The sequence below is a fragment of the Aeromonas sp. QDB39 genome, assembly GCF_027707585.1.
In the GTDB taxonomy this organism is placed as follows: domain Bacteria; phylum Pseudomonadota; class Gammaproteobacteria; order Enterobacterales; family Aeromonadaceae; genus Aeromonas; species Aeromonas hydrophila.
Map to the genome: position 1 here is coordinate 86,532 of NZ_JAPCIV010000019.1, position 18,423 is coordinate 104,954.

Sequence of the window (18,423 nt, forward strand, 5' to 3'; positions counted from 1 at the left end):
AGAGGTCATCAAAATGCGTAGGGTGGGTAGCGCGCAGCGAAACCCACCGTTTGTCACAGCGAGATGGCGCAATGATTGGCTGGTGGCTATCAAAGCGGCGCCAGCACGGCCATCAGCGCTTTCTCGGCCTCGGTGAAGGCGGCGGCATCGGCGGGCTTGGCACCCACCCCGAACACCCCCGGATTGCCGATGGCATCCAGCACCTTGGCCAGCGCCTGCTCGGCGGCCTTGCGATCCCCTTCGCTCAGGGAGGGGAGGATCAAATCGAGGAAGCGCTTGCTCTTGACCACCAGCACCTTGGCGGTCTGGTAGTCGCCAAGGTTCTGGCTGGCCCCCTCGAGACGGCGCTCGATCTCCGCCTTGTAGGCCCGGTTGAGCAGGGCCGCGGTAGCCGCGGCGTCTTTGGCCTTGATGGCGGCCGCGAGCGGTGCCTGCAGCTCGACCTTGTGGTGCTGTTCCAGATAGGTCAGCTCCTCGGCAATCTCGCTCAAGGTGGCGCTGGCATCCTTGCCGTCAGTGGCGGCGCCCAGTAGTGCCTCGCGGGCATCGATCAGCGGCTCCTTGCCGGCGGCGGCGTAGGAGTAAGCCTGCGCCTGACCGCTCAGGGCCAGCAGCAGGGTGAGGGCAAGTAAACCCGGGCGGATGGTCATCCTCTTCTCCTTGTTTGTTTATGGCGCGGCCATCACGCCACGCTCTGGGTTTCGATCACGGTATTTTCGTTGCGATGGTTGAAGGTGTTGTGGCGTCTGTCCACCCCGTCGATCACCACATTCAGGGGCTATCAGGCCACGCTCTGGGTTTCAATCACGGTATTTTCGTTGCGATGGTTGAAGATGGCGTGGCGTCTGTCCACCCCGTCGATCACCATGTCGGCAGCCATCATCCCCATCTCCATGGCGGTGTCGGTGAAGATGTAGCGGAATGTCCCCTGACGGCCGGTCATGATGAGGTTGGTGATGGGCATCAGCGCCTTGATGGCTTCGTTGCGGCGGGCCTGATAGCCAAGATCCATCAGCGGATAGGCGTACTCACTGCGTGCCTCGAAGGTCTCATCGCCAAGCTTCTGGGTATCGACACCGAGGCCGGCGAGATCGGCAGTGACCCGGCCGCGCAGATCAGCGAGCGGCGCCTGCCAGGTGGCATCTCCCGGATTGCAGGGGATCTCCAGCATCACCGAGGTCTGGCCTTGGGGCGCCATAAAGGGGCTGCGGCGGCGCGGCTCCTGCAGGCGGGTCGCCAGGATATGGGGGTCGGAGAGGTACTGCCAGGTGTTGTCCGACAAATTCTCCTGTTTGAGCGGCATATTGACGAAGCGCAGGGATCGGTAGTGCAGGGAGCAGGACAGACCCAGATGCTGGCAGGTGAGCGGCAGCGGCAGGGTGGAGATCACCTGATCAAAGGCAGCGCTCTGCTCTACGTTATCTTGTTTCCAATAAACCCGTTCGATGCGGCCATCGGCCTGCTCGAGGCGGGTGATGGTGGCGCCGGTTTTGAGCTCAACTCCCTCGGCAACCAACCGCTCCCCCAGGGTGGTGAAGATCTGGCCGAAGCCATATTTGGGGTAGCGGTATTTGCGGGCATAGGTACGCACCGAGATGCTGCCGTTGCGTCTTGGCAGCAGGCGGCGCGCCACGTCTTTGAGATCGATCAGGCTGATGCGCTGACCGGCCCAGTCGGCGGAGAGCTGGTCCGGGTTAATGCCCCATAGCTTACCGGTGTAACCCTCGAAGAACTGGCGATAGAGGGTGCGGCCGAAGTGGCTCTGGATCCACTCGGCAAAGCTCGCCTTGGCAAAATCGGTGGGCTTCTTGGCAAAGGGCAACAGCAGCAAGTCTTTCACCGCACCGGCCATCAGGGCGAGCGGTGCCGTCTTGAGCAGGTTGGGCAGGTTCAAGGGGTAGTCATAAGTGCGCCCGCCAAAGCGGATCACGCTCTTGCGCTCGGCGTGGAGCAGATCGTCCCCCATCAGTTCGTCGATAAAGGCGAGCAGATCGGGGTTCTTGGTGATAAAGCGGTGGCCGCCGTAGTCGAAGCGATACTCGCCGTCGCGCCCCTTGAAGGTCTGGGTGGCGCACATGCCGCCCACCACCGCCTCCTGCTCGAACAGGGTGACCGCAAAACCGGCCTGGCGCAGGCGCCAGGCGGCCATCAGACCGGCAGGGCCGGCGCCCAGTACCGCAATGTGTTGTGTGTTGTTGTCGCTCATGACTCTGTTATCCGAAAAGCTGACCAAAAGAGAAGACGTTGAAAAGGCGGCCCCGCTGAGCCGCCTTGTCATCCGCTGCCGCGCCGCGCTGGGCGATCAGCGCTGGGGCTGGGGACGATAGTTGCGATGCCAGACGGTGACGAAGATCACCAGGTAGCTGGCCCAGGTCAGCAACTGCAGGCCGGCTGGTGAGGCATTGTAGCCAAACAGGGCGCGCAGGAAGGTACCAAATACCCCCTGATCGTCGAGAATGTGACTGATGTTGAAGACAGGCGTCGTCCAGAAGGTGATGAGCCCGGCCGCCTGCAACATGTTGACGGCGGACGACAGCAGCCCGGCGGCGATGATGATGATGAGCAGGCCGGTCCAGCGGAAGAAGGGCGCCAGCGCCACCTTGCGGGTGGAACGCAGCAGCCCCCACACCAGCACCACCGACAGCAGCAGGCCGCCCAGCGCCCCCATCAGCCCCTCGTGCAGATCCACCCCTTGCCCGGAGTAGACCAGGGCCGAGAAGAACAGCACGGTTTCAAAGCCTTCGCGCATCACCGCCAGGAAGGCGAGCAGCACCAGACCAAACAGGTTGCCGCCGTCGATGGCGGCATCGATGCGCGCCGTCATGGCCCCCACCTGGGATTTGGCCTGCTTCTGCATCCAGACCGCCATGTAGGTGAGTACCAGGGTGGCGAAAATGAGGATCCCCGCCATCAGCAAATGGTTGTAGCGCTCGCTCTCGAACTGGCTCACCACCACCTGGAACAGGAAGGCGACGACGAGGGAGGCAAGCAGACCCAGCCCCACCCCCAGATAGACGAACTTGTTGTAGCGGCTCGCCCCCAGCTTGGCGAGGTAGGAGAGGCAGATGCCGACCAGCAGGAAGGCTTCCAGCCCCTCGCGCAGGGTAATGAGAAAACTTGCAAACATCAGGATTGAGGCTCCGTAGCGGGCGTGACGGGAAGAGGCGGCAAGGTAAGTTGCAGCCGATTAAGTAGCACTATGGGTGGCTCCGGCAAGCTCGGCTCGGCGGCGCGCACCGCATCATTGACCCACTTGGGGTAGGTGCGGAAATTGAGTTTGATATCAGCCTTGAAGGGCCCCTTGGCATCCGCCGGCAGCGGCCAGGCTTCATCGCGCCAGCCATCGGCCGGAATGCGGGTATCTTCCAGCAGTTTGGCGTAGCGCCAGAACTTGAGCCCCACCGGCTTGCCCTCGGCATCGCCGAACACTTTTCTGAACAGCCGCGCATCTTCAGGGACAGCGCCATCCACCGGCTGGCCGCTGGCAAGCACCAGCTTGCCGCTGGCGTCGGTGACGGTCAGCTCCAACCAGAGTTCACGGAAATCGGCGACCCCGGTGGGCAGGGCGTGGCCGGCGCCGGTATTGGCGACCCGCACCACCAGCTGCGGGCTAGCGGCCCCCTGCTCGATACGGGCCGAGAGGGTAGCGCTTGAGCGCAACAGCGCCAGACTCTCCTGCTCGAGGGTTGCACTTCTCAGCCCCACCAGCTGGTGCTGGGCGCCGGTAAAGTTGTGGCGATAGAGCCGTTCTTTCACGGTGCCGTTTTCGGTGGACTGGCCGGCCACCGGCGCGCCGCCGTTGCCCGGCTCCGGGTTCATGTGGCAGTCGATGCAGGTGCGCCGCTTGGCGGGATCCTCGGCCTTGGCGAAGCTGGAGTTCTCCCACTCGTCCCAGGTGTTGACTATGTTGGCGCCGGTGCCGGGGGCAAACTCGTTGTGGCACGACTTGCACAGGGCTGCGTCGCGGTAGAAATCCTTCTGGTAAGAAGCCTTGTGCATGGCGGGGCGGGCGTTGATCTGCCGCTCCGCCAGCCAGTGCTGGAGGCTGCCACCGGCGGCATCCTCGAACACATAGCTCTCGCGATCTTTCAGATTCACGGTAAAGGCGCTGTTGCCGCCGGCATCCTCGAGCCGGGTGATGCGATGGCAGAGCACGCAGCCGGTACCTTCTTCCACCACCGGTTCGCCTGCTTTGTGGGCTGCAATGAGCGAGGCGCCGCCGCGCTCAAACATGTGGGAGCCCTTGGGCAGATCCTGCTGGCCGTTCATCACCTGCTGGGGCATGTGGCAGCCCTGGCACCACTGGCCGAAGGCTTCGCCCTCGGTTTCGCGAGCCAGCGCCTGTACCACCTTGTAGTAGGGGTGGGAGTTGCCCATCAGCCGGTGGTTGCTCTCGCTCCAGTCCTGGAACGCCTGTTGGTGGCAGTTCTGGCAGGAGGCGGAGTTGAGCCACTCCTTGGGATGGGTGGTCGGTGCCTTGGCGGGATCCGTGCGCGGGGCATCGAGCCTGAGCCAGTTGGCAAGATAGGGGAGGTTGCCATCGGCGGTGACGAAGGCGTGCAACTCCTCCATCATCGCCTTCACCTCAGGCTGGGGCTTAGCGGGGTCGACCGGCTCGGCGCCATCGCGGGTGTCATGGCCCATGCCGCCCTGGGTCTGCTGGGTCATGCGCAGGTATTCGCCGATAAAGTCCCCCGCCACCATGTTGGCCAGGTTGGCGTGGCCGTTGATGGCGTTGTCACCGCTCTGCTGGCGATGGGCCGCCATCAGATAGCGGTTGGTGAAGTTGAAACCGTCCAGATGGCAGGAGTTGCAGCTCATCCAGTTGTCCCCCGCCATGGGGAAGCGGCTGTTGGCGCCGTTGTTGCCGAGCGTGTTACCAAGATGGAACAACCGCTCGCCGCGCTGAAGCGGTTCAGGGCGCGGATCCGTCTCCACCAGTTTGGCGAAGTGGGGCACATCGACGGTGACCCGGGCAAACGGGCCGCTACCGCCAGTGTTGAGGCGGGTGAGATCCTGCCCCATGACGTTGTGCACCAGGATGTGGTCGCCGTCTACAAACAAGTCCCGCGGATTCTGGCCCGGCAGGTGGCGAAGGAGCTGGGTCGCCTTGGCGCCCCCCTGGAACTTCTTGCGGCGGTGGCGGTTGCTGTTCTGCTTGCCGCTGCGCGACAGGTCGAATACCAGCAGATCCTCCGAGCCCGCCAGGGTCAGGTAGACCCGCTTGCCGTCGGCGGCGAAGCGCGCCGCGAACGGGTTGGAGACGATCTGGCTGCGGTTGCCGACGCTGGGCAGGTTGATCTGCAAAAAGAGCTGCTTGCGCTCGTCCACCCGCTCTTTCTCTTCATCGAGATCGATGATGGAGACAGCCGGGAAGACGGTGCTCTGGAACTGAAAGGGGTGGTCGAAACTCCACAGCACGTGGGGGATCCAGGCTTCGCTGCCATCGGGGGAGAGGGTGATGCCGTCCAGCAGGCGCGGCAAGCCTTGCGAGTCGCTTGGGGTGTCGCTGTGGGTCTCGGCCAGGGTGATGAGTTTGGGCTTGGGCAGGGTGGCACCCTTGGTGCCGCTGCCCAGCCTGGCAAGATCATAGATGGCGAGCCGGCCGGTCATGGCATGGGTGAGCAGCAGGCGATCGTCATCGGTCAGCGCCAGCCCGCGGGGTGTCTCGGCGGTCTCTGCATCCAGCTGGAGGTTGCCCGCGCTGTCATAGGCCTGCAGTCGGCCTGCCTCGAACAGGCTGACCCAGAACCACTGCCGCTTGGGATCGAAGATGACCCCGTAGGGGCGATGGCCGGTGGGGATCGCCTTTGCCAGCTCGAGATCATCATCCAGCAGCAGCAGGCGATCGCCGCTGTAGTCGGTGACCAGCAGAGTGCCGTCGCCTGCGCGGGCCAGTTGGCGCAGATCCCCCCCCAGTTGGACCTCTTTTATTCGCTTGCCGCTATCGCGCTCAAGCAGGGTGACCGAGCCGGCGCTCTGGTTGGCGGTGACAAGGCGCGGAGCGTTCCCCTCGTCATAGGCAATCATGGCGGCGCCCATCTCCTGGGCCGAGGCGGTCCCCAGCAGCAGGGTGGCCAACATCAGGGATAACAACAACTTCAACATAAGATCAGGTGCGCCATTTCAAGATGGTCCAGCGCCAGGCATGGCGCAGCACCAGGGGAGTCAACGCGAGCGCGCTCAGCCAGTGGGACCAGCTGGCAAGGTTGCCCAGGCCATCGCCCGGGGTGCCGTGCAATACCAGCAGCAATCCGCTGGCCAGACAGACCAGCAGCAAGGCTTCGATGATGCGGCCGGTGGTGCGCAAGAAAGGCTTGCGGCTTTTGCGCAGCAGGTTGCGATGGGAGAGCCAGAACGCGCCGAACAGCAAGGGGAACAGGGTGAGCGAGAGGGCGATGTGCAGGAACAGGTTCCAGCGTGCCAGCGACCAGAGCGGGGTCAGCGGTTCCCACAGCAGCAGGCCGGAGAAGAACATTAGATAGAGGGAGCCCTCGGCGGCCTGATGGTGATAGGCCAGCCACTGCCAGCAGTGTCGTGGTGAGAGGGAAAGGCTTGTCATAGGTGCTCCAACGCCCGGGCAGTGCAGCCCGGGGGAGCAAGTTTACAATGCGGGAAAGGTAATGAAAAGAGTTATCAATTCCGCTCTTGATGAATAAAGGCTGAATGAAAACCGGTGCTATTTGTGGTCCGCCAGCCGCTCGGTTACCGCGTAGATGAGCGCCGCGGTGGAGAAGGCGAGGAACACGATCACCGACCACTTCATCTCCACCTCGTTGCCGACCCCGTCATCCAGGAAGGCTTTGAGCACTTCAATCCCGGCAATGGTGACCAGGGAGTTGATGACGATGAGCTTGAGGGAGGCGAAGTTGATCTTGCTGAGCCAGTTGTTGCCGAGCGCCTCGCGCTGCTCCTGGGTCTGGATGAACTGTACATAGCCGCAGATGGAGACCAGGATCAGCATCTGGGCCACCAGCACGAAGTCCACCAGGGTGAGCACGCCGGTGATGAGATCCATGTAGTGAATGCCCACGATGTCGATGCACAGGGCATAAAGCAGCATGGCGAATTTCACCATCAGCAGGGCCACGCAGACCAGAATGCAGACATAGAAGGGGAACATCATCAACCGGCTGCCATTGAGCATGAAGTTGAAACGGCGCATGAAAACTCCTGAAGAGGGTGAGGTTGCGCTGATTATGGCGCGGATCCGCCATCGAGGGCATCCCTGTTTGCGCACAGAGGGCTGATGGCGGCAGAGAAAGGGGAAACGAAAAAAGCCCAGCCATAAGGCTGGGCTTTCGAATGTGGCTCCCTCGACAGGACTTGAACCTGTGACATACGGATTAACAGTCCGCCGTTCTACCGACTGAACTACGAGGGAATTGGCTCCTCCTACTGGACTTGAACCAGTGACATACGGATTAACAGTCCGCCGTTCTACCGACTGAACTAAGGAGGAATTGCCTGTCTCGTCGAGACGGTGCGGATATTAATGGCCCATCCGCCGGGTGTCAACCCGCGATCCGCTGCAAAAAGGGTATTTTGGCCCGTTTGCCCAAAACTTGGCCGCTGCGGACTATTTTCAGCACAATCAGCAGCTTGGCGTTAGCCTCTCGGGCTCATCGAGACGGCTCAGTGGCATGAAGAGGGGATGGATGAGGATATGCCGATGCTCGGGATGGCACAGTCCGGGATAAGCAGCTGGCTTAGGGCCGAGCAATGACAGATATAAAAGGAGGGGCGGGGGCATGCATCATGGCGGGAGAAATTGGTTAGCAGGCGAAGTGAGTGTGCTGCGTAATGGTGAGAAAAGTGGTCGATATGCTGACAATAAACGGTAATTCTGCGTGGTAACGGCCATTCATTGATCCCGCCCATCGAAATATTTCATCGGCTGGGGTATGGTTGGCCAGGATACCATCGCCGTGTCGACAGCTCTGCCGGCCCTTGATGATGATCGGGCGCCGGTTCAATCCGGCCTTTATCTCCCTCTTCTGGTATTACGAATACATGCACAACCAAGCACCTTTGCAAAGCGTGAAGCTGGCCATTGCTTTACGCCAATCCTGTATTGACGAACCCTACAGCGTTCCCCGCTTCGGCCGCGACCTGATCGCCGGCATCACGGTCGGCATCATCGCCATTCCGCTGGCCATGGCGCTGGCCATCGCCAGTGGCGTGCCGCCGCAGCACGGTCTTTATACCGCCATCATCGCCGGCATCGTCATCGCCGTGACCGGTGGCTCCCGCTTCTCCATTTCGGGGCCGACCGCCGCCTTCGTGGTGATCCTCTATCCAGTGGCCCAGCAGTTCGGCGTGGGCGGCCTGTTGATGGCGACCCTGATCTCGGGCTTCTTTCTGGTAGCCATGGGGGTGGCCCGGCTCGGACGCCTCATCGAGTACATTCCGCCTTCGGTGACCCTGGGCTTCACCGGTGGTATCGCCATCGTCATCGCAACCCTGCAGATCAAGGACTTCTTCGGTCTGCACGTGGCCGAGATGCCGGAAACCTACATCGGCAAAGTTGAGGCGCTGGCCCATGCCCTGCCCAGCTGGCAGTGGGGGGATACGCTGGTCGGGGTTGCGACCCTGGCGGTGCTGCTGCTTTGGCCACGTCTGCGGCTGCCGGTGCCAGGCCACCTGCCCGCCGTGCTGGTAGGGGTGGGCCTTGGCTTTGGCCTGCATCAGTTCGGGGTGGACGTCGCCACCATCGGCAGCAAGTTCAGCTATACCCTGGCCGACGGCAGCCAGGGCATGGGGATCCCGCCCATCGCGCCGACCCTAGTGATGCCCTGGGCTCTGCCGGGGCCGGATGGCTCGCCGGTGGAGTGGAACCTGGCTGCCATCGAGCGCCTGTTGCCCGCCGCCTTTTCCATGGCGATGCTGGGGGCCATCGAATCCTTGCTCTGCGCCGTGGTGCTGGACGGCATGACAGGTCGCAAGCACAGCTCCAACGCCGAGCTGGTGGGGCAGGGGCTTGGCAACATAGTCGCCCCCTTCTTCGGCGGCATCACCGCCACCGCCGCCATTGCCCGCTCCGCCGCCAACGTGCGGGCCGGGGCTACCTCTCCCATCTCCGGCATCGTGCATGCGCTGGTGGTGCTGGCGGCCATCCTGGTGCTGGCGCCCTGGCTCTCCTGGCTGCCGCTCTCGGCCATGGCGGCCCTGCTGCTCATCGTCGCCTGGAACATGAGCGAGGCGCACAAGGTGGTGGAGCTGATCCGGCGTGCACCAAAATCCGACGTGCTGGTGCTGCTGGTCTGTCTGTCGCTGACCGTCATCTTCGACATGGTCATCGCCATCACCTTCGGGGTGATCCTCGCCTCCCTGCTGTTCATGCGCGAGATAGCCAAGATGACCAAGCTGCACGATCTGGCGGATCACAAGCGCTACGCCCATGAGGTGCCGGAGCAGGCGCTGCTCTACAAGATCAACGGCCCGCTGTTCTTTGCCGCTGCCGAGCGGGTGTTCGGCGAGCTGGTAGCCCAGGTCAAAGGCCACAAGTTGCTGGTACTGCAGATGGAGGCGGTCTCCATCCTGGACGCCGGCGGGCTCTCCGCCTTCCTGCAGTTTGAAAAGCAGATGGCCAAGGCGGGGGTGCAACTGCGGGTCGCCGAGTTGCAGTTCCAGCCGCTCAAGACCCTGGCGCGCGCCAAGGTGCGTCCGGTGCCCGGTCAGCTGGAGTTTTACGGCTCGCTAGAAGAGGCGCTCAAAGGCGAGCACTTGCACGAAGCGACTGGAAATTGATGGAAAGGGATACGAAACGGCATTTTTTTAGTCACTTGGTTCGGATAATGAGCAAACGAACGCAAAAAGTGAAAAATTGCATTGACCACATGCCGTCGTATCCCGTACATTACGCCCCGTTCCAGCGCAACAGCGCAGCGAACATCGTGCTGGCTGAGCACGTTAAACAGCAGACCAAAATTTGGTGAGGTGTCCGAGTGGCTGAAGGAGCACGCCTGGAAAGTGTGTATACGGCAACGTATCGAGGGTTCGAATCCCTCCCTCACCGCCAAATATAACCCGTTGAATTTCAACGGGTTTTTTCATTTCTAGACTTACGTGATTTTTTTCCTGGATCAACTGGGTGGAACAATCATGTATCTGAGCAAAAATGCCTCCGGCACCTACTACACTCGGCTTCCCTTGCCCAAGAATTTGCGTGACCGAGGCTTGCCGTTTGCTATCCGCACTTCCCTCCTTACCAAAGAACGTCAAGTTGCCGTAGACCGTAATCTGGTGCTGGCGGCGCGTGTCCGCACCCTCATTGCGGCGACACCTGCCGATGCCACGACCCATAGTTTTCATGCCTGGATCAGAGCTGAGATCGATGCATTCAAAGCGGCGGGCTTTACCGTACCGCAATATCATGCTCTTTCTGTTGCGCTTTCGTCCGTTCCCCAGACCATCAAGCAACCCGTCGATACCTCTCCACCTACTACAGGGGTCCCCCTCAGACAGGCGCTGACGAAGTTTATTGAGAGTAAGGCCAGTGAGGGGATCCAGCATAAATCCGTCGGACAACTCCAACTGCGGGTTCAGGCGTTCGTCACTTGGGCCAAGGGGCACATGGTCGATGAGATAACGCCTGCCCTAGCTCAAGCCTTCCGTAACACTCTGCTCCGTAACGACAGTATCAGCTTCAAAACCAAATCAGATTACCTTGCCGCCACCAAGCAGTTCTTCCGCTGGTGCATGATCCTGGGCTATTGCAGCCGCAACCCGTTCGACAGCTTAACGGCGGGCAAGAAGCCAGTGAAAAAGCGGGCAGATGAAGCCAGGGTACGCTGGCATCGCCCGCAACTGGACACCCTGTTTGCGAGCCTGCGAGCCAAACAATCCCAAAAAGGCAAAAAACTCAAGCCCCAGGACTTCTGGGTGCCGCTGCTCTGCCTCTACGCCGGACTGCGCCCGTCTGAGGCATGTCAACTCAAGACCCGGAACGTCAAACAGATCGAGGGGATCTGGTGTCTGGTGGTCGAGGCGGGCGAAGAAGATCAGCAGCTCAAGACGGCCAACGCCTACCGTGATGTTCCGCTGCACAGTGCACTGATCAGACATCACTTCCTAGAGTATGTCGGCCACTGCCGTAGCCAGGGCAGCCAGTACCTGTTTGACGATAAACCCTCGGGCCAGGACGCCGACTGGTCACACAACCTGGTGTGTCGGTTCCAGCGCCATCTCACCAATGCAGGCATTGTCGGTAAGGGGCGGCCGACGATCTATGGCATGCGCCACACCTTTGTTGATGAGTTGCAGCAGGCGGATGTGGCAGAGCACATCGTGGCGGAGCTGGTAGGACACAGCAAGGAGGGGCTGACCTTTGGCCGCTACGGCAAACGGGTGAGCATTGCCCTGTTGAAAGCGAAGATCGAGTTGATACCGGCGGATCTAGTGACCGTCATTTGAAGAGAGGCCACCTGAGCTCTGGATATGTCGCTAAGCGCTGTATGTAGCGGTTAGCGCCCCTCCCAGACAGCATGACATCTGGTGCCATAGCCAGGGCGCAGGAGCCAACCCATCTCAATACGGTGGGTCGTTGCAGTACCAATTCATATCATGCGCCCATGTCAATATTAGCCCCTATAAATATTTGTAAATATAAATATTGACATCCATAAAAATGTGTGATCGAAATGTGTTGACATGGTGCTTGAACGCTCGTAACCTGCTGGCAAGAGTTAGCTGGAATGAGAGCAAATGACCTATGACAAGAACCCGCAGGCCACAGAACTAGATCGAAAAACTGTTGCAGATGCATTGACTGAAAACCTGACGATCAAGAAAAACCAGTACGCCCAATCAACATTTAAGGCCTATTATCGAAAGACAAAGCAACTTCAGACGCTGATTGGAAAAGAGCTATTGGTTACGGTCACCACGACCAAATTAGAGTTAATGATTGCCAAACTCCTTAAGAGGTATAAGGGTAATACCGTTAATCATTACCTCGATATTCTCAGGCAGGTGTTTGCCAGAGCCAAGAGTGATGGCCTGATAGCATTGAGCCCGATGGATAGCATCAAGAAATGCCGGTTTGAGATTGAAGAGCCGCAACCCTTTCTAAAAAAAGAGATAAAACTCTTGCTGCAACGGCAAGAAAGCAATCCGATTGAAGTGGCATTAATCCAATTAGGGCTTGCAACCGGATTGCGGATCAGTGAATTACTGGCTGTGAGCGTTGAAGCATTTGATCTAGACAAACGGATCTTGACGGTAGATCTCGCGTTGGTTGATGGTGCTTATAAGACGCCAAAAACCAAAGGATCGCTGCGGAAGATTGAGCTGACTGAACAGGGAATAATAGCCGCACGTATCTTGATAGCACAGGCTAGCCATCGTAGGCCCAGATCGCTCACGGTAACCCAGACAGATAATCGCACTAAAAAGATAATTAGCCGTACCTTGGTAGCCTATAACCGCCCAGCAAGGCGACCCTACGCCTCGGTTGACGAGTACAGGGAAACATTTTTTCAGCCGCATTGTGACCTGGTGGGTGTCAAATACCGTGGACCATCTCAGCTGCGCCACACCTACGCGAGCCAACTGTTGTCTGCTGGCGTGAACGTAGAGTGGATTGCCCGGCAAATGGGGCACAACGGGACTGCGATGATCGAGCGCCACTATGGTCGATGGTTGACCGAGGATGCGGCTGACTTTGGTGCCAAAGCAGAAGTGGCCCTACACGATTGTATTCATGGTGATGATCCCGGACTGATTGAGGCATCCAAATCCGTGCCAGCCATATTACCACCTGTTGATTTGAATGCACTGATGGCTAACCCACAGATGCACCAGCAATTAATGGCGTGGCTACAACAGGCACTGAGCAATACGGTAGTGACGGGCAACAGAATTTAGCAAAATAAACAGAATTTCCAGCAGCCAGAATATTGGTTGTACGGATAGTTGTAGGCAGAATTTGTACGGCATCGTATCAGGCAAAAGCACATGGATAAAAAGTGTGTTTTTGACAAATCGTTTTTTGGCGAAAAGTAATAAGAGCAAGGTCACTCCTACACCGTACAAATTGCGTTCCGCAATGTACGGTGTACGGAGCCTTGCCATGGCTGTCGCCCTGGACCTACCTGGGCTGCCGCCCAGACCCGCTAAATAAATATATAAATTAGAGCTGTTCAGCAGCCAGGAGACAATACGTGGGAAAAGAAAATAAAAAATTAAGGAATAGCAAAAATAACACTTTACGTGAGGAGCTTACAAGAGATCCTGATCTCATGCTGCTCATTGAAAGGGCCGTTATCAGGTGCATCAATGACGATGTCGCTGTCACTATTAACGGTATAGCTAGAGATGTAAATATGGATACAGACATCGTTCGACAAATGCTGCCGAGTTTTACAGAGATCCGTGATCATCGAATCGAGCTACGCTGCACATATGAGGAAAAACGTCGTTGGGAGAAAAAGGCTAAAAATGCAAGCATCACTGTATCGAGGTTAGCATCTCAATCTCTCACAAAATTGAAAATCGTCATTTCTCCAGCAGAAACATTACGCGACACAATAAATAATCTTATTGCGCAACAGACCGGGTTTTATAACAATTTCAATCAGCTGGTAAAATGGTGTAATTCCCATAAGGGCGATGTAAATCTACTTTTTATTTTATGCGAACTCAGGGAACTAGAAAAACAACATAAAGAGCAGGTTGATAAAATCAACGAGATGTTATCACCACAATTAACACAGCCATCTCGGGTTATACGCCATGACAAAAGCGATACTGCGACCCCAGACACTACATGGTCACACTCAGGTGAGGATGACGAGGATGCAGTGGAGGTAAATCCAGCATTAATCGAGAGTGAGTATGAGGAGCATGAGCTATGGCGGTGATTAGATTTTTTGCAACCAATGGGCATCGCCAGACTAAGTCCAGCGCCCCAATAGATTACCTACTGGGTATCTACAGCGCTCTGACGCCGCAACAAAAAAATGAGCGTAGTACAATCGCTGATGCGATTAGGGTTGCTCGTGATAAAAATGACGCTCCATTGGTTCATCGGTTGAACCAACAACTGAGACTGATCCATGGTGTACAACGGACTCCACCACCTGAGCTGTTGGCTGGAAATCCACGAGACATTGCTTATGCAATCGAGATATCGCCACATAAATATAAATACACCAGCGGTGTCATTGCACATGCAATTGAGGACAACCAGACGCTGAGTTCCAATCCTGATATTGCTCAGGAATTTCGTGCATTGATGGAGGAGCTGGTTTTTGCGGGATTACCCATAGAGGACAGGATGATCTTGTGGGTACAACATACGCATGAACAAAATCTGGAGAATCATTTTTTAATCCCACGGATTAATCTGCGCACTGGAAAATATTTCAACCCTCACCCACCAGGTGCGGAAGGTGATTTTAATGCGATCCGTGATTACCTCAACCTGAAATATAACCTCGCACGTCCAGATGATCCGCGACGCCAGAGGCTGACAGGAACAATACCACGGTACAGTAAAAATGCGGACTTGATTGCAGCGTTATCTGATGCGGTGCAGTTACGGGTAACTCAGGGTCAGTTATGTAACCGACAAGCTGTGATTGATTGGCTGGAGCAACCTCAGACTCGACAAATGTATGGTATTAGCGAAGTCGAGGCTAAAAAGGATTACATACGGATTGTGCCAGAGGGAAAGATCAAGGCTTTTCGGCTGAAAGGACCTTTATTTAGCCGTGCGTTTACCAGTATTGATGTGGTGAGACCGACGTTGACGATAACAACGCCTCCACAACCGTCGTTGGATGCACTCTGGCAGCAGATTGAGGAGCGGATAGCCAAACGCCGGGCCTTCAATCAGAGCCGCTATAACGTCACTGAGACGCTGCACCCAATGCCCTCTCCGAGGCCTGTGAGACGACCGACAGGTATGGCCGCAGTGATAACCCAGAGACATCGCAAACAGCCAACAAATGCTCTTTTTTGGCAACAGCAGATGCAGCTATATGCAGGTTACACACTGACCCCAATTAACCCTGAGGGAACCCTAACAGTAGACACCGAAAAGGCATTAATTCAACTGCTGATGAAAATTTTGAGCGCTATTTTAGCATTATTAGGAGTGAATCATGAATTTAGAGAAACAATTATTAGAGTTGCTCAGTTTTATCAACACCGAGCAGATGAGCTCGATAGCAACACTCAGGGAGCAGGTTCAATCGCTGCATGTCACACAGCAGCAGATAATGAACGACCATCAGGTCTTGCTGACCATGGTGCAGCATTTGAACACGCATACCAGCGACAGCAACGTCTCTGCCGAGAACTCCATTCATCAGATGAGCGTTTCGCTCGAACAGTTGCAGGAGCAGGTTCAGACCTTGAGCGGCTCCGTAGAGAGTACGCAGAGGTCGGTGAGATTGCTACTCGAGGTCTTAGAATCATAATGGATAACCCTATATTAGCAGCCAAAAAAATTGCACGTTTCAGGATGAGGCCTGGAGCGTATGCATTAAAATCTCAGCACGAGCACTCTGGCCAGAGGACTGCACGTCATGAAATGGATTCAGATCTTTCTTTGTAAAATATTCTGAATGGCGTTTGTTTTTTATATTTGCGGAACATCATCAATACAAGATTACTTGCAATGTTTATCTTTATAAATAGCAATAATGAATATCTACCATTGATTTATAAAAACAACAAATAATAATAACTTTTTTTGGGAGGAGTATGTATGCTCCAGAATAGAATGTTAGCTTGGGGGGTTAGTGAGGGGCGGATTGCCAGTGAGCAAAAACCGATTTGGTTGTTGGACGAACTGATTGAGCAGGGTGATCAGTGGATCATCAATGGCGCCCCCAAATCTGGTAAATCGCTGGTCGCAACGCAGCTCGCATTGGCTATCGCCAGTGGAGGACAGTTCCTCAACTGGAGGAATCGAAATCCAGCACGAGTGTTGTATATGGATTTTGAGCTAAAAGATCGGTTGTTTTGGAAACGCTTTTTAACCATGACAGCACATAATAATGTGACTGACCAAACAATTGAGCGGAATTTTTTCCGGTGTGGTGATTTCCAGACAACGGATGTATTGGATCCTGTAGAGGCGAAAAAAATGATCTCCATCGTGAATGAGATCCAGCCTGACCTGATTATTTGGGATGTACTAGCTAGGATGCATACAGCGGCGGAAAATGATAACGGTTTGATGGGGCAGGTAATGCGGTCCATCAGAAAAATTAGCCGCTCCGCTGCACATATTGTTGTGCATCATGCCAGAAAATCTTCACCAGGAGCTGAGAACTATAATGCTGGCGCTGCTGGTATCAGGGGGGCATCATCCATTCATGGTGAGGCTGATGGCGTTATGTCACTAGGGAGGGTGCGAATAAGCACCCTCCACAACGAAACTGAAAAATTTAGTTTATTAAATTCAAATGCTTACAAGGGCGCATTTTTATGTTTGGTGACTTATTCGCACCTTCCCTAGCATTACGGGATGGGCAGGGGGCTAGATTCAGCCTCAGATTTAGTTCGAGAGCGGTTGAAACTCCTGATGAGATTTTATTAAACCGAACAGAACATCTGATATTCGTCAGCGCGAATGATAGTGATAACAACACATTATTAACTTCCCTGAAAAAAGCTCTGAGTGGGCATACCTCAGTATCAGCAGCCGAGTTAGTGAACTCCTTTTGTGCGGAATTTTCCATACAGGAACGGCAGGCAAAAAACTATATCAGAAAATGCGTCGCAAATGCTTGGGTTCGGCGGGAGAGGAGGCCGGATAAAACGTATGAGTATATCGCCACAGATTTACTCACTGATGTGTCAGCCTAAGCACACAATATCTACCATCTGGATGCAAGCATGCAATGAACCTCTATCTATAAATAGATTGCATCCAGAATTACCCCCCTTACATATCCCCCTTTCATGCACAAGAGCGCCTAGTGCTGATTTTAGACATTGCATTTAAAATGCATTATGATGCTAAAATAAACAATTGAGCCTTTGTTTTCAAAATAAAATATGAATCACATTGAAAACAACTAGAACATGTCATTCAAGCATTGATGTCATTCTATATGCAGGAATTCGTCTGTTTATGTTCTGTTTAAGCCTCGTGTCTATTAAATCGAACGGCAAAAATGTTTTTATTTATATTGCTCTGCGAGCATATTATCCACATGTAATGACTACCGCATTAGCGATATTTACCATCCCATCCACATCCATTCTGTTTATGGGCATGTTATAGGTTAAATGTCGTTCAGCCAACACTCAAAAAGAGCAAAAAGCAACCAAGGGCAAAATTTGTACAATTATTTTTTCAATAAATAATCCCTTAGAAATCAATGACATGATCTTGATGTCCGCCTTGACAGTGGCAATCTCTCGGTTTACCGTGGGCTCATTCCTCGTAATTCACTAGCGTCCTACTGCGGAGAAATCTTATGGATGTTCAAATGACGGATGAAGAACTCATGGATAAAGCCGTTGATGCACTTGTCAATGCTTTTATTGTGATGTTTCGTTCGGTCGGCTATCCAGTCAGACCGTTGTATTACTCAGAAGGGGGGATCACCTTGGAGATCCGAGTGCCACCAACACTCCCTGATTTTATAATGAAAAAATACCCACGGTTTAGGGATGGATTCAGGGCGTGTCCATCAATAGAGTTGATCGGAATACCATATGAATGGCAGGGGTGTGGATTTTTCACAAAATTAGTTAATGCACTAGGTGCTGAGCCTAGTGTTGAGTGCGTCTGTATCTCATGCGTGACTAACGAGGTATTCTCACAGAAACTACAAAACAACCCTGAGTGGGAGCTTTTATATTATAGCGAATTATTTGATGTGAAAGGATTTTATAAGGTATTTAAGAGAGATTGACTATTCTAAGTTTCATTTCAACTACTTCATGTAGCGTCATCAAGCATGCTCGATAAAAGCTATTTTGTCAGCAGCAATCGTCAAGCGCACAAATATCTTTCTCCTATGCATTTTGCGGACCTACCCGTTGAGGTGTTGTTATAGCGCCGCAGGTGGCTCAATAATCGACTTTATGCAGGCACAGCATAGTCGGTAGCACCTTAAGTTAAAGGTTAGCCAGCGTGCGTTGCCGCATGCAATTGCATGCGGCATCTATTCCATTAGGGAAGGTGCGAACAAGTCCCTGATATGAGATCATGTTTGTCATCTGGAGCCATGGAACAGGGTTCATCATGAGTCATCAACTTACCTTCGCCGACAGTGAATTCAGCAGTAAGCGCCGTCAGACCAGAAAAGAGATTTTCTTGTCCCGCATGGAGCAGATTCTGCCATGGCAAAACATGGTGGAAGTCATCGAGCCGTTTTACCCCAAGGCTGGTAATGGCCGGCGACCTTATCCGCTGGAAACCATGCTACGCATTCACTGCATGCAGCATTGGTACAA

At 55.1% G+C, this 18,423-nt stretch carries 13 protein-coding genes, 3 tRNA genes and 1 pseudogene; 9 read left to right on the forward strand and 8 right to left on the reverse strand.

What is annotated here, in order from left to right:
• Positions 1–89 precede the first annotated feature (89 nt).
• From PG899_RS12935 to PG899_RS12970, 8 genes are all read right to left on the reverse strand, one after another.
• The gene (locus tag PG899_RS12935; RefSeq protein ID WP_190284159.1) at positions 90–650 is read right to left on the reverse strand and encodes a hypothetical protein; all 561 of its coding nucleotides are present in this window, start codon (positions 648–650) and stop codon (positions 90–92) included.
• A 131-nt stretch (positions 651–781) separates the two neighbouring features.
• Complete coding sequence (locus PG899_RS12940; RefSeq protein ID WP_190284160.1) at positions 782–2,206, reverse strand: FAD-dependent oxidoreductase; 1,425 nt, start codon at positions 2,204–2,206, stop codon at positions 782–784.
• A gap of 96 nt (positions 2,207–2,302) precedes the next feature.
• Positions 2,303–3,127 carry an FTR1 family iron permease gene (locus PG899_RS12945; RefSeq protein ID WP_039213490.1) on the reverse strand — a complete coding sequence of 275 codons (825 nt, stop codon included), beginning with the start codon at positions 3,125–3,127 and terminating at the stop codon, positions 2,303–2,305.
• Positions 3,127–6,108 (reverse strand): YncE family protein, encoded by a 2,982-nt coding sequence (locus PG899_RS12950; RefSeq protein ID WP_190284161.1) that lies wholly within the window; start codon positions 6,106–6,108, stop codon positions 3,127–3,129. The genes PG899_RS12945 and PG899_RS12950 overlap by 1 nt, the downstream gene beginning before the upstream one ends.
• Before the next feature lie 4 nt (positions 6,109–6,112).
• Positions 6,113–6,562, reverse strand: a complete 450-nt coding sequence (locus PG899_RS12955; protein WP_190284162.1) for a hypothetical protein — start codon at positions 6,560–6,562, stop codon at positions 6,113–6,115.
• Positions 6,563–6,679: 117 nt separating this feature from the next.
• Positions 6,680–7,165 carry a YqhA family protein gene (locus PG899_RS12960; protein ID WP_011706364.1) on the reverse strand — a complete coding sequence of 162 codons (486 nt, stop codon included), beginning with the start codon at positions 7,163–7,165 and terminating at the stop codon, positions 6,680–6,682.
• 143 nt (positions 7,166–7,308) lie between these two features.
• Positions 7,309–7,384 (reverse strand) — tRNA-Asn (locus PG899_RS12965).
• A 2-nt stretch (positions 7,385–7,386) separates the two neighbouring features.
• A tRNA-Asn gene (locus PG899_RS12970) sits at positions 7,387–7,462 on the reverse strand.
• A 491-nt stretch (positions 7,463–7,953) separates the two neighbouring features.
• On the opposite strand from PG899_RS12970, the gene dauA reads away from it, so the two are divergent.
• From dauA to PG899_RS13015, 9 genes and pseudogenes are all read left to right on the forward strand, one after another.
• Positions 7,954–9,750 (forward strand): C4-dicarboxylic acid transporter DauA, encoded by a 1,797-nt coding sequence (gene dauA / locus PG899_RS12975; RefSeq protein ID WP_193557075.1) that lies wholly within the window; start codon positions 7,954–7,956, stop codon positions 9,748–9,750.
• 183 nt (positions 9,751–9,933) lie between these two features.
• A tRNA-Ser gene (locus tag PG899_RS12980) sits at positions 9,934–10,021 on the forward strand.
• An 83-nt stretch (positions 10,022–10,104) separates the two neighbouring features.
• Positions 10,105–11,415 carry a site-specific integrase gene (locus tag PG899_RS12985; protein ID WP_148140660.1) on the forward strand — a complete coding sequence of 437 codons (1,311 nt, stop codon included), beginning with the start codon at positions 10,105–10,107 and terminating at the stop codon, positions 11,413–11,415.
• Between the two features lie 291 nt (positions 11,416–11,706).
• A complete protein-coding gene (locus PG899_RS12990; RefSeq protein ID WP_270697428.1) occupies positions 11,707–12,867 on the forward strand; it encodes a tyrosine-type recombinase/integrase in 1,161 nt (386 codons plus the stop codon).
• A gap of 296 nt (positions 12,868–13,163) precedes the next feature.
• Complete coding sequence (locus tag PG899_RS12995) at positions 13,164–13,862, forward strand: plasmid mobilization protein (protein WP_109113091.1); 699 nt, start codon at positions 13,164–13,166, stop codon at positions 13,860–13,862.
• Positions 13,853–15,562, forward strand: coding sequence for a relaxase/mobilization nuclease domain-containing protein (locus PG899_RS13000; protein ID WP_198497570.1), 1,710 nt, complete (start codon positions 13,853–13,855; stop codon positions 15,560–15,562). Before PG899_RS12995 ends, PG899_RS13000 begins: the two co-directional genes overlap by 10 nt.
• Positions 15,563–15,715: 153 nt before the next feature.
• Positions 15,716–16,471 carry an AAA family ATPase gene (locus PG899_RS13005; protein ID WP_270697429.1) on the forward strand — a complete coding sequence of 252 codons (756 nt, stop codon included), beginning with the start codon at positions 15,716–15,718 and terminating at the stop codon, positions 16,469–16,471.
• 979 nt (positions 16,472–17,450) lie between these two features.
• Positions 17,451–17,879, forward strand: a complete 429-nt coding sequence (locus tag PG899_RS13010) for a hypothetical protein (RefSeq protein ID WP_005893577.1) — start codon at positions 17,451–17,453, stop codon at positions 17,877–17,879.
• A 332-nt stretch (positions 17,880–18,211) separates the two neighbouring features.
• Positions 18,212–18,423: pseudogene (locus tag PG899_RS13015) on the forward strand (IS5/IS1182 family transposase); the annotation flags it as partial.

What these genes read in the sequence shown, in the direction of transcription:
- PG899_RS12960 (WP_011706364.1), bottom strand. Translation starts at nt 7,165, where the DNA reads ATGCGCCGTTTCAACTTCATGCTCAATGGCAGCCGGTTGATGATGTTC.
- PG899_RS12990 (WP_270697428.1), top strand. Translation starts at nt 11,707, where the DNA reads ATGACCTATGACAAGAACCCGCAGGCCACAGAACTAGATCGAAAAACT.
- PG899_RS13000 (WP_198497570.1), top strand. Translation starts at nt 13,853, where the DNA reads ATGGCGGTGATTAGATTTTTTGCAACCAATGGGCATCGCCAGACTAAG.
- PG899_RS13005 (WP_270697429.1), top strand. Translation starts at nt 15,716, where the DNA reads ATGCTCCAGAATAGAATGTTAGCTTGGGGGGTTAGTGAGGGGCGGATT.
- PG899_RS12985 (WP_148140660.1), top strand. Translation starts at nt 10,105, where the DNA reads ATGTATCTGAGCAAAAATGCCTCCGGCACCTACTACACTCGGCTTCCC.
- PG899_RS12945 (WP_039213490.1), bottom strand. Translation starts at nt 3,127, where the DNA reads ATGTTTGCAAGTTTTCTCATTACCCTGCGCGAGGGGCTGGAAGCCTTC.
- dauA (WP_193557075.1), top strand. Translation starts at nt 7,954, where the DNA reads ATGATGATCGGGCGCCGGTTCAATCCGGCCTTTATCTCCCTCTTCTGG.
- PG899_RS12935 (WP_190284159.1), bottom strand. Translation starts at nt 650, where the DNA reads ATGACCATCCGCCCGGGTTTACTTGCCCTCACCCTGCTGCTGGCCCTG.
- PG899_RS12950 (WP_190284161.1), bottom strand. Translation starts at nt 6,108, where the DNA reads ATGTTGAAGTTGTTGTTATCCCTGATGTTGGCCACCCTGCTGCTGGGG.
- PG899_RS13010 (WP_005893577.1), top strand. Translation starts at nt 17,451, where the DNA reads ATGACGGATGAAGAACTCATGGATAAAGCCGTTGATGCACTTGTCAAT.
- PG899_RS12955 (WP_190284162.1), bottom strand. Translation starts at nt 6,562, where the DNA reads ATGACAAGCCTTTCCCTCTCACCACGACACTGCTGGCAGTGGCTGGCC.
- PG899_RS12940 (WP_190284160.1), bottom strand. Translation starts at nt 2,206, where the DNA reads ATGAGCGACAACAACACACAACACATTGCGGTACTGGGCGCCGGCCCT.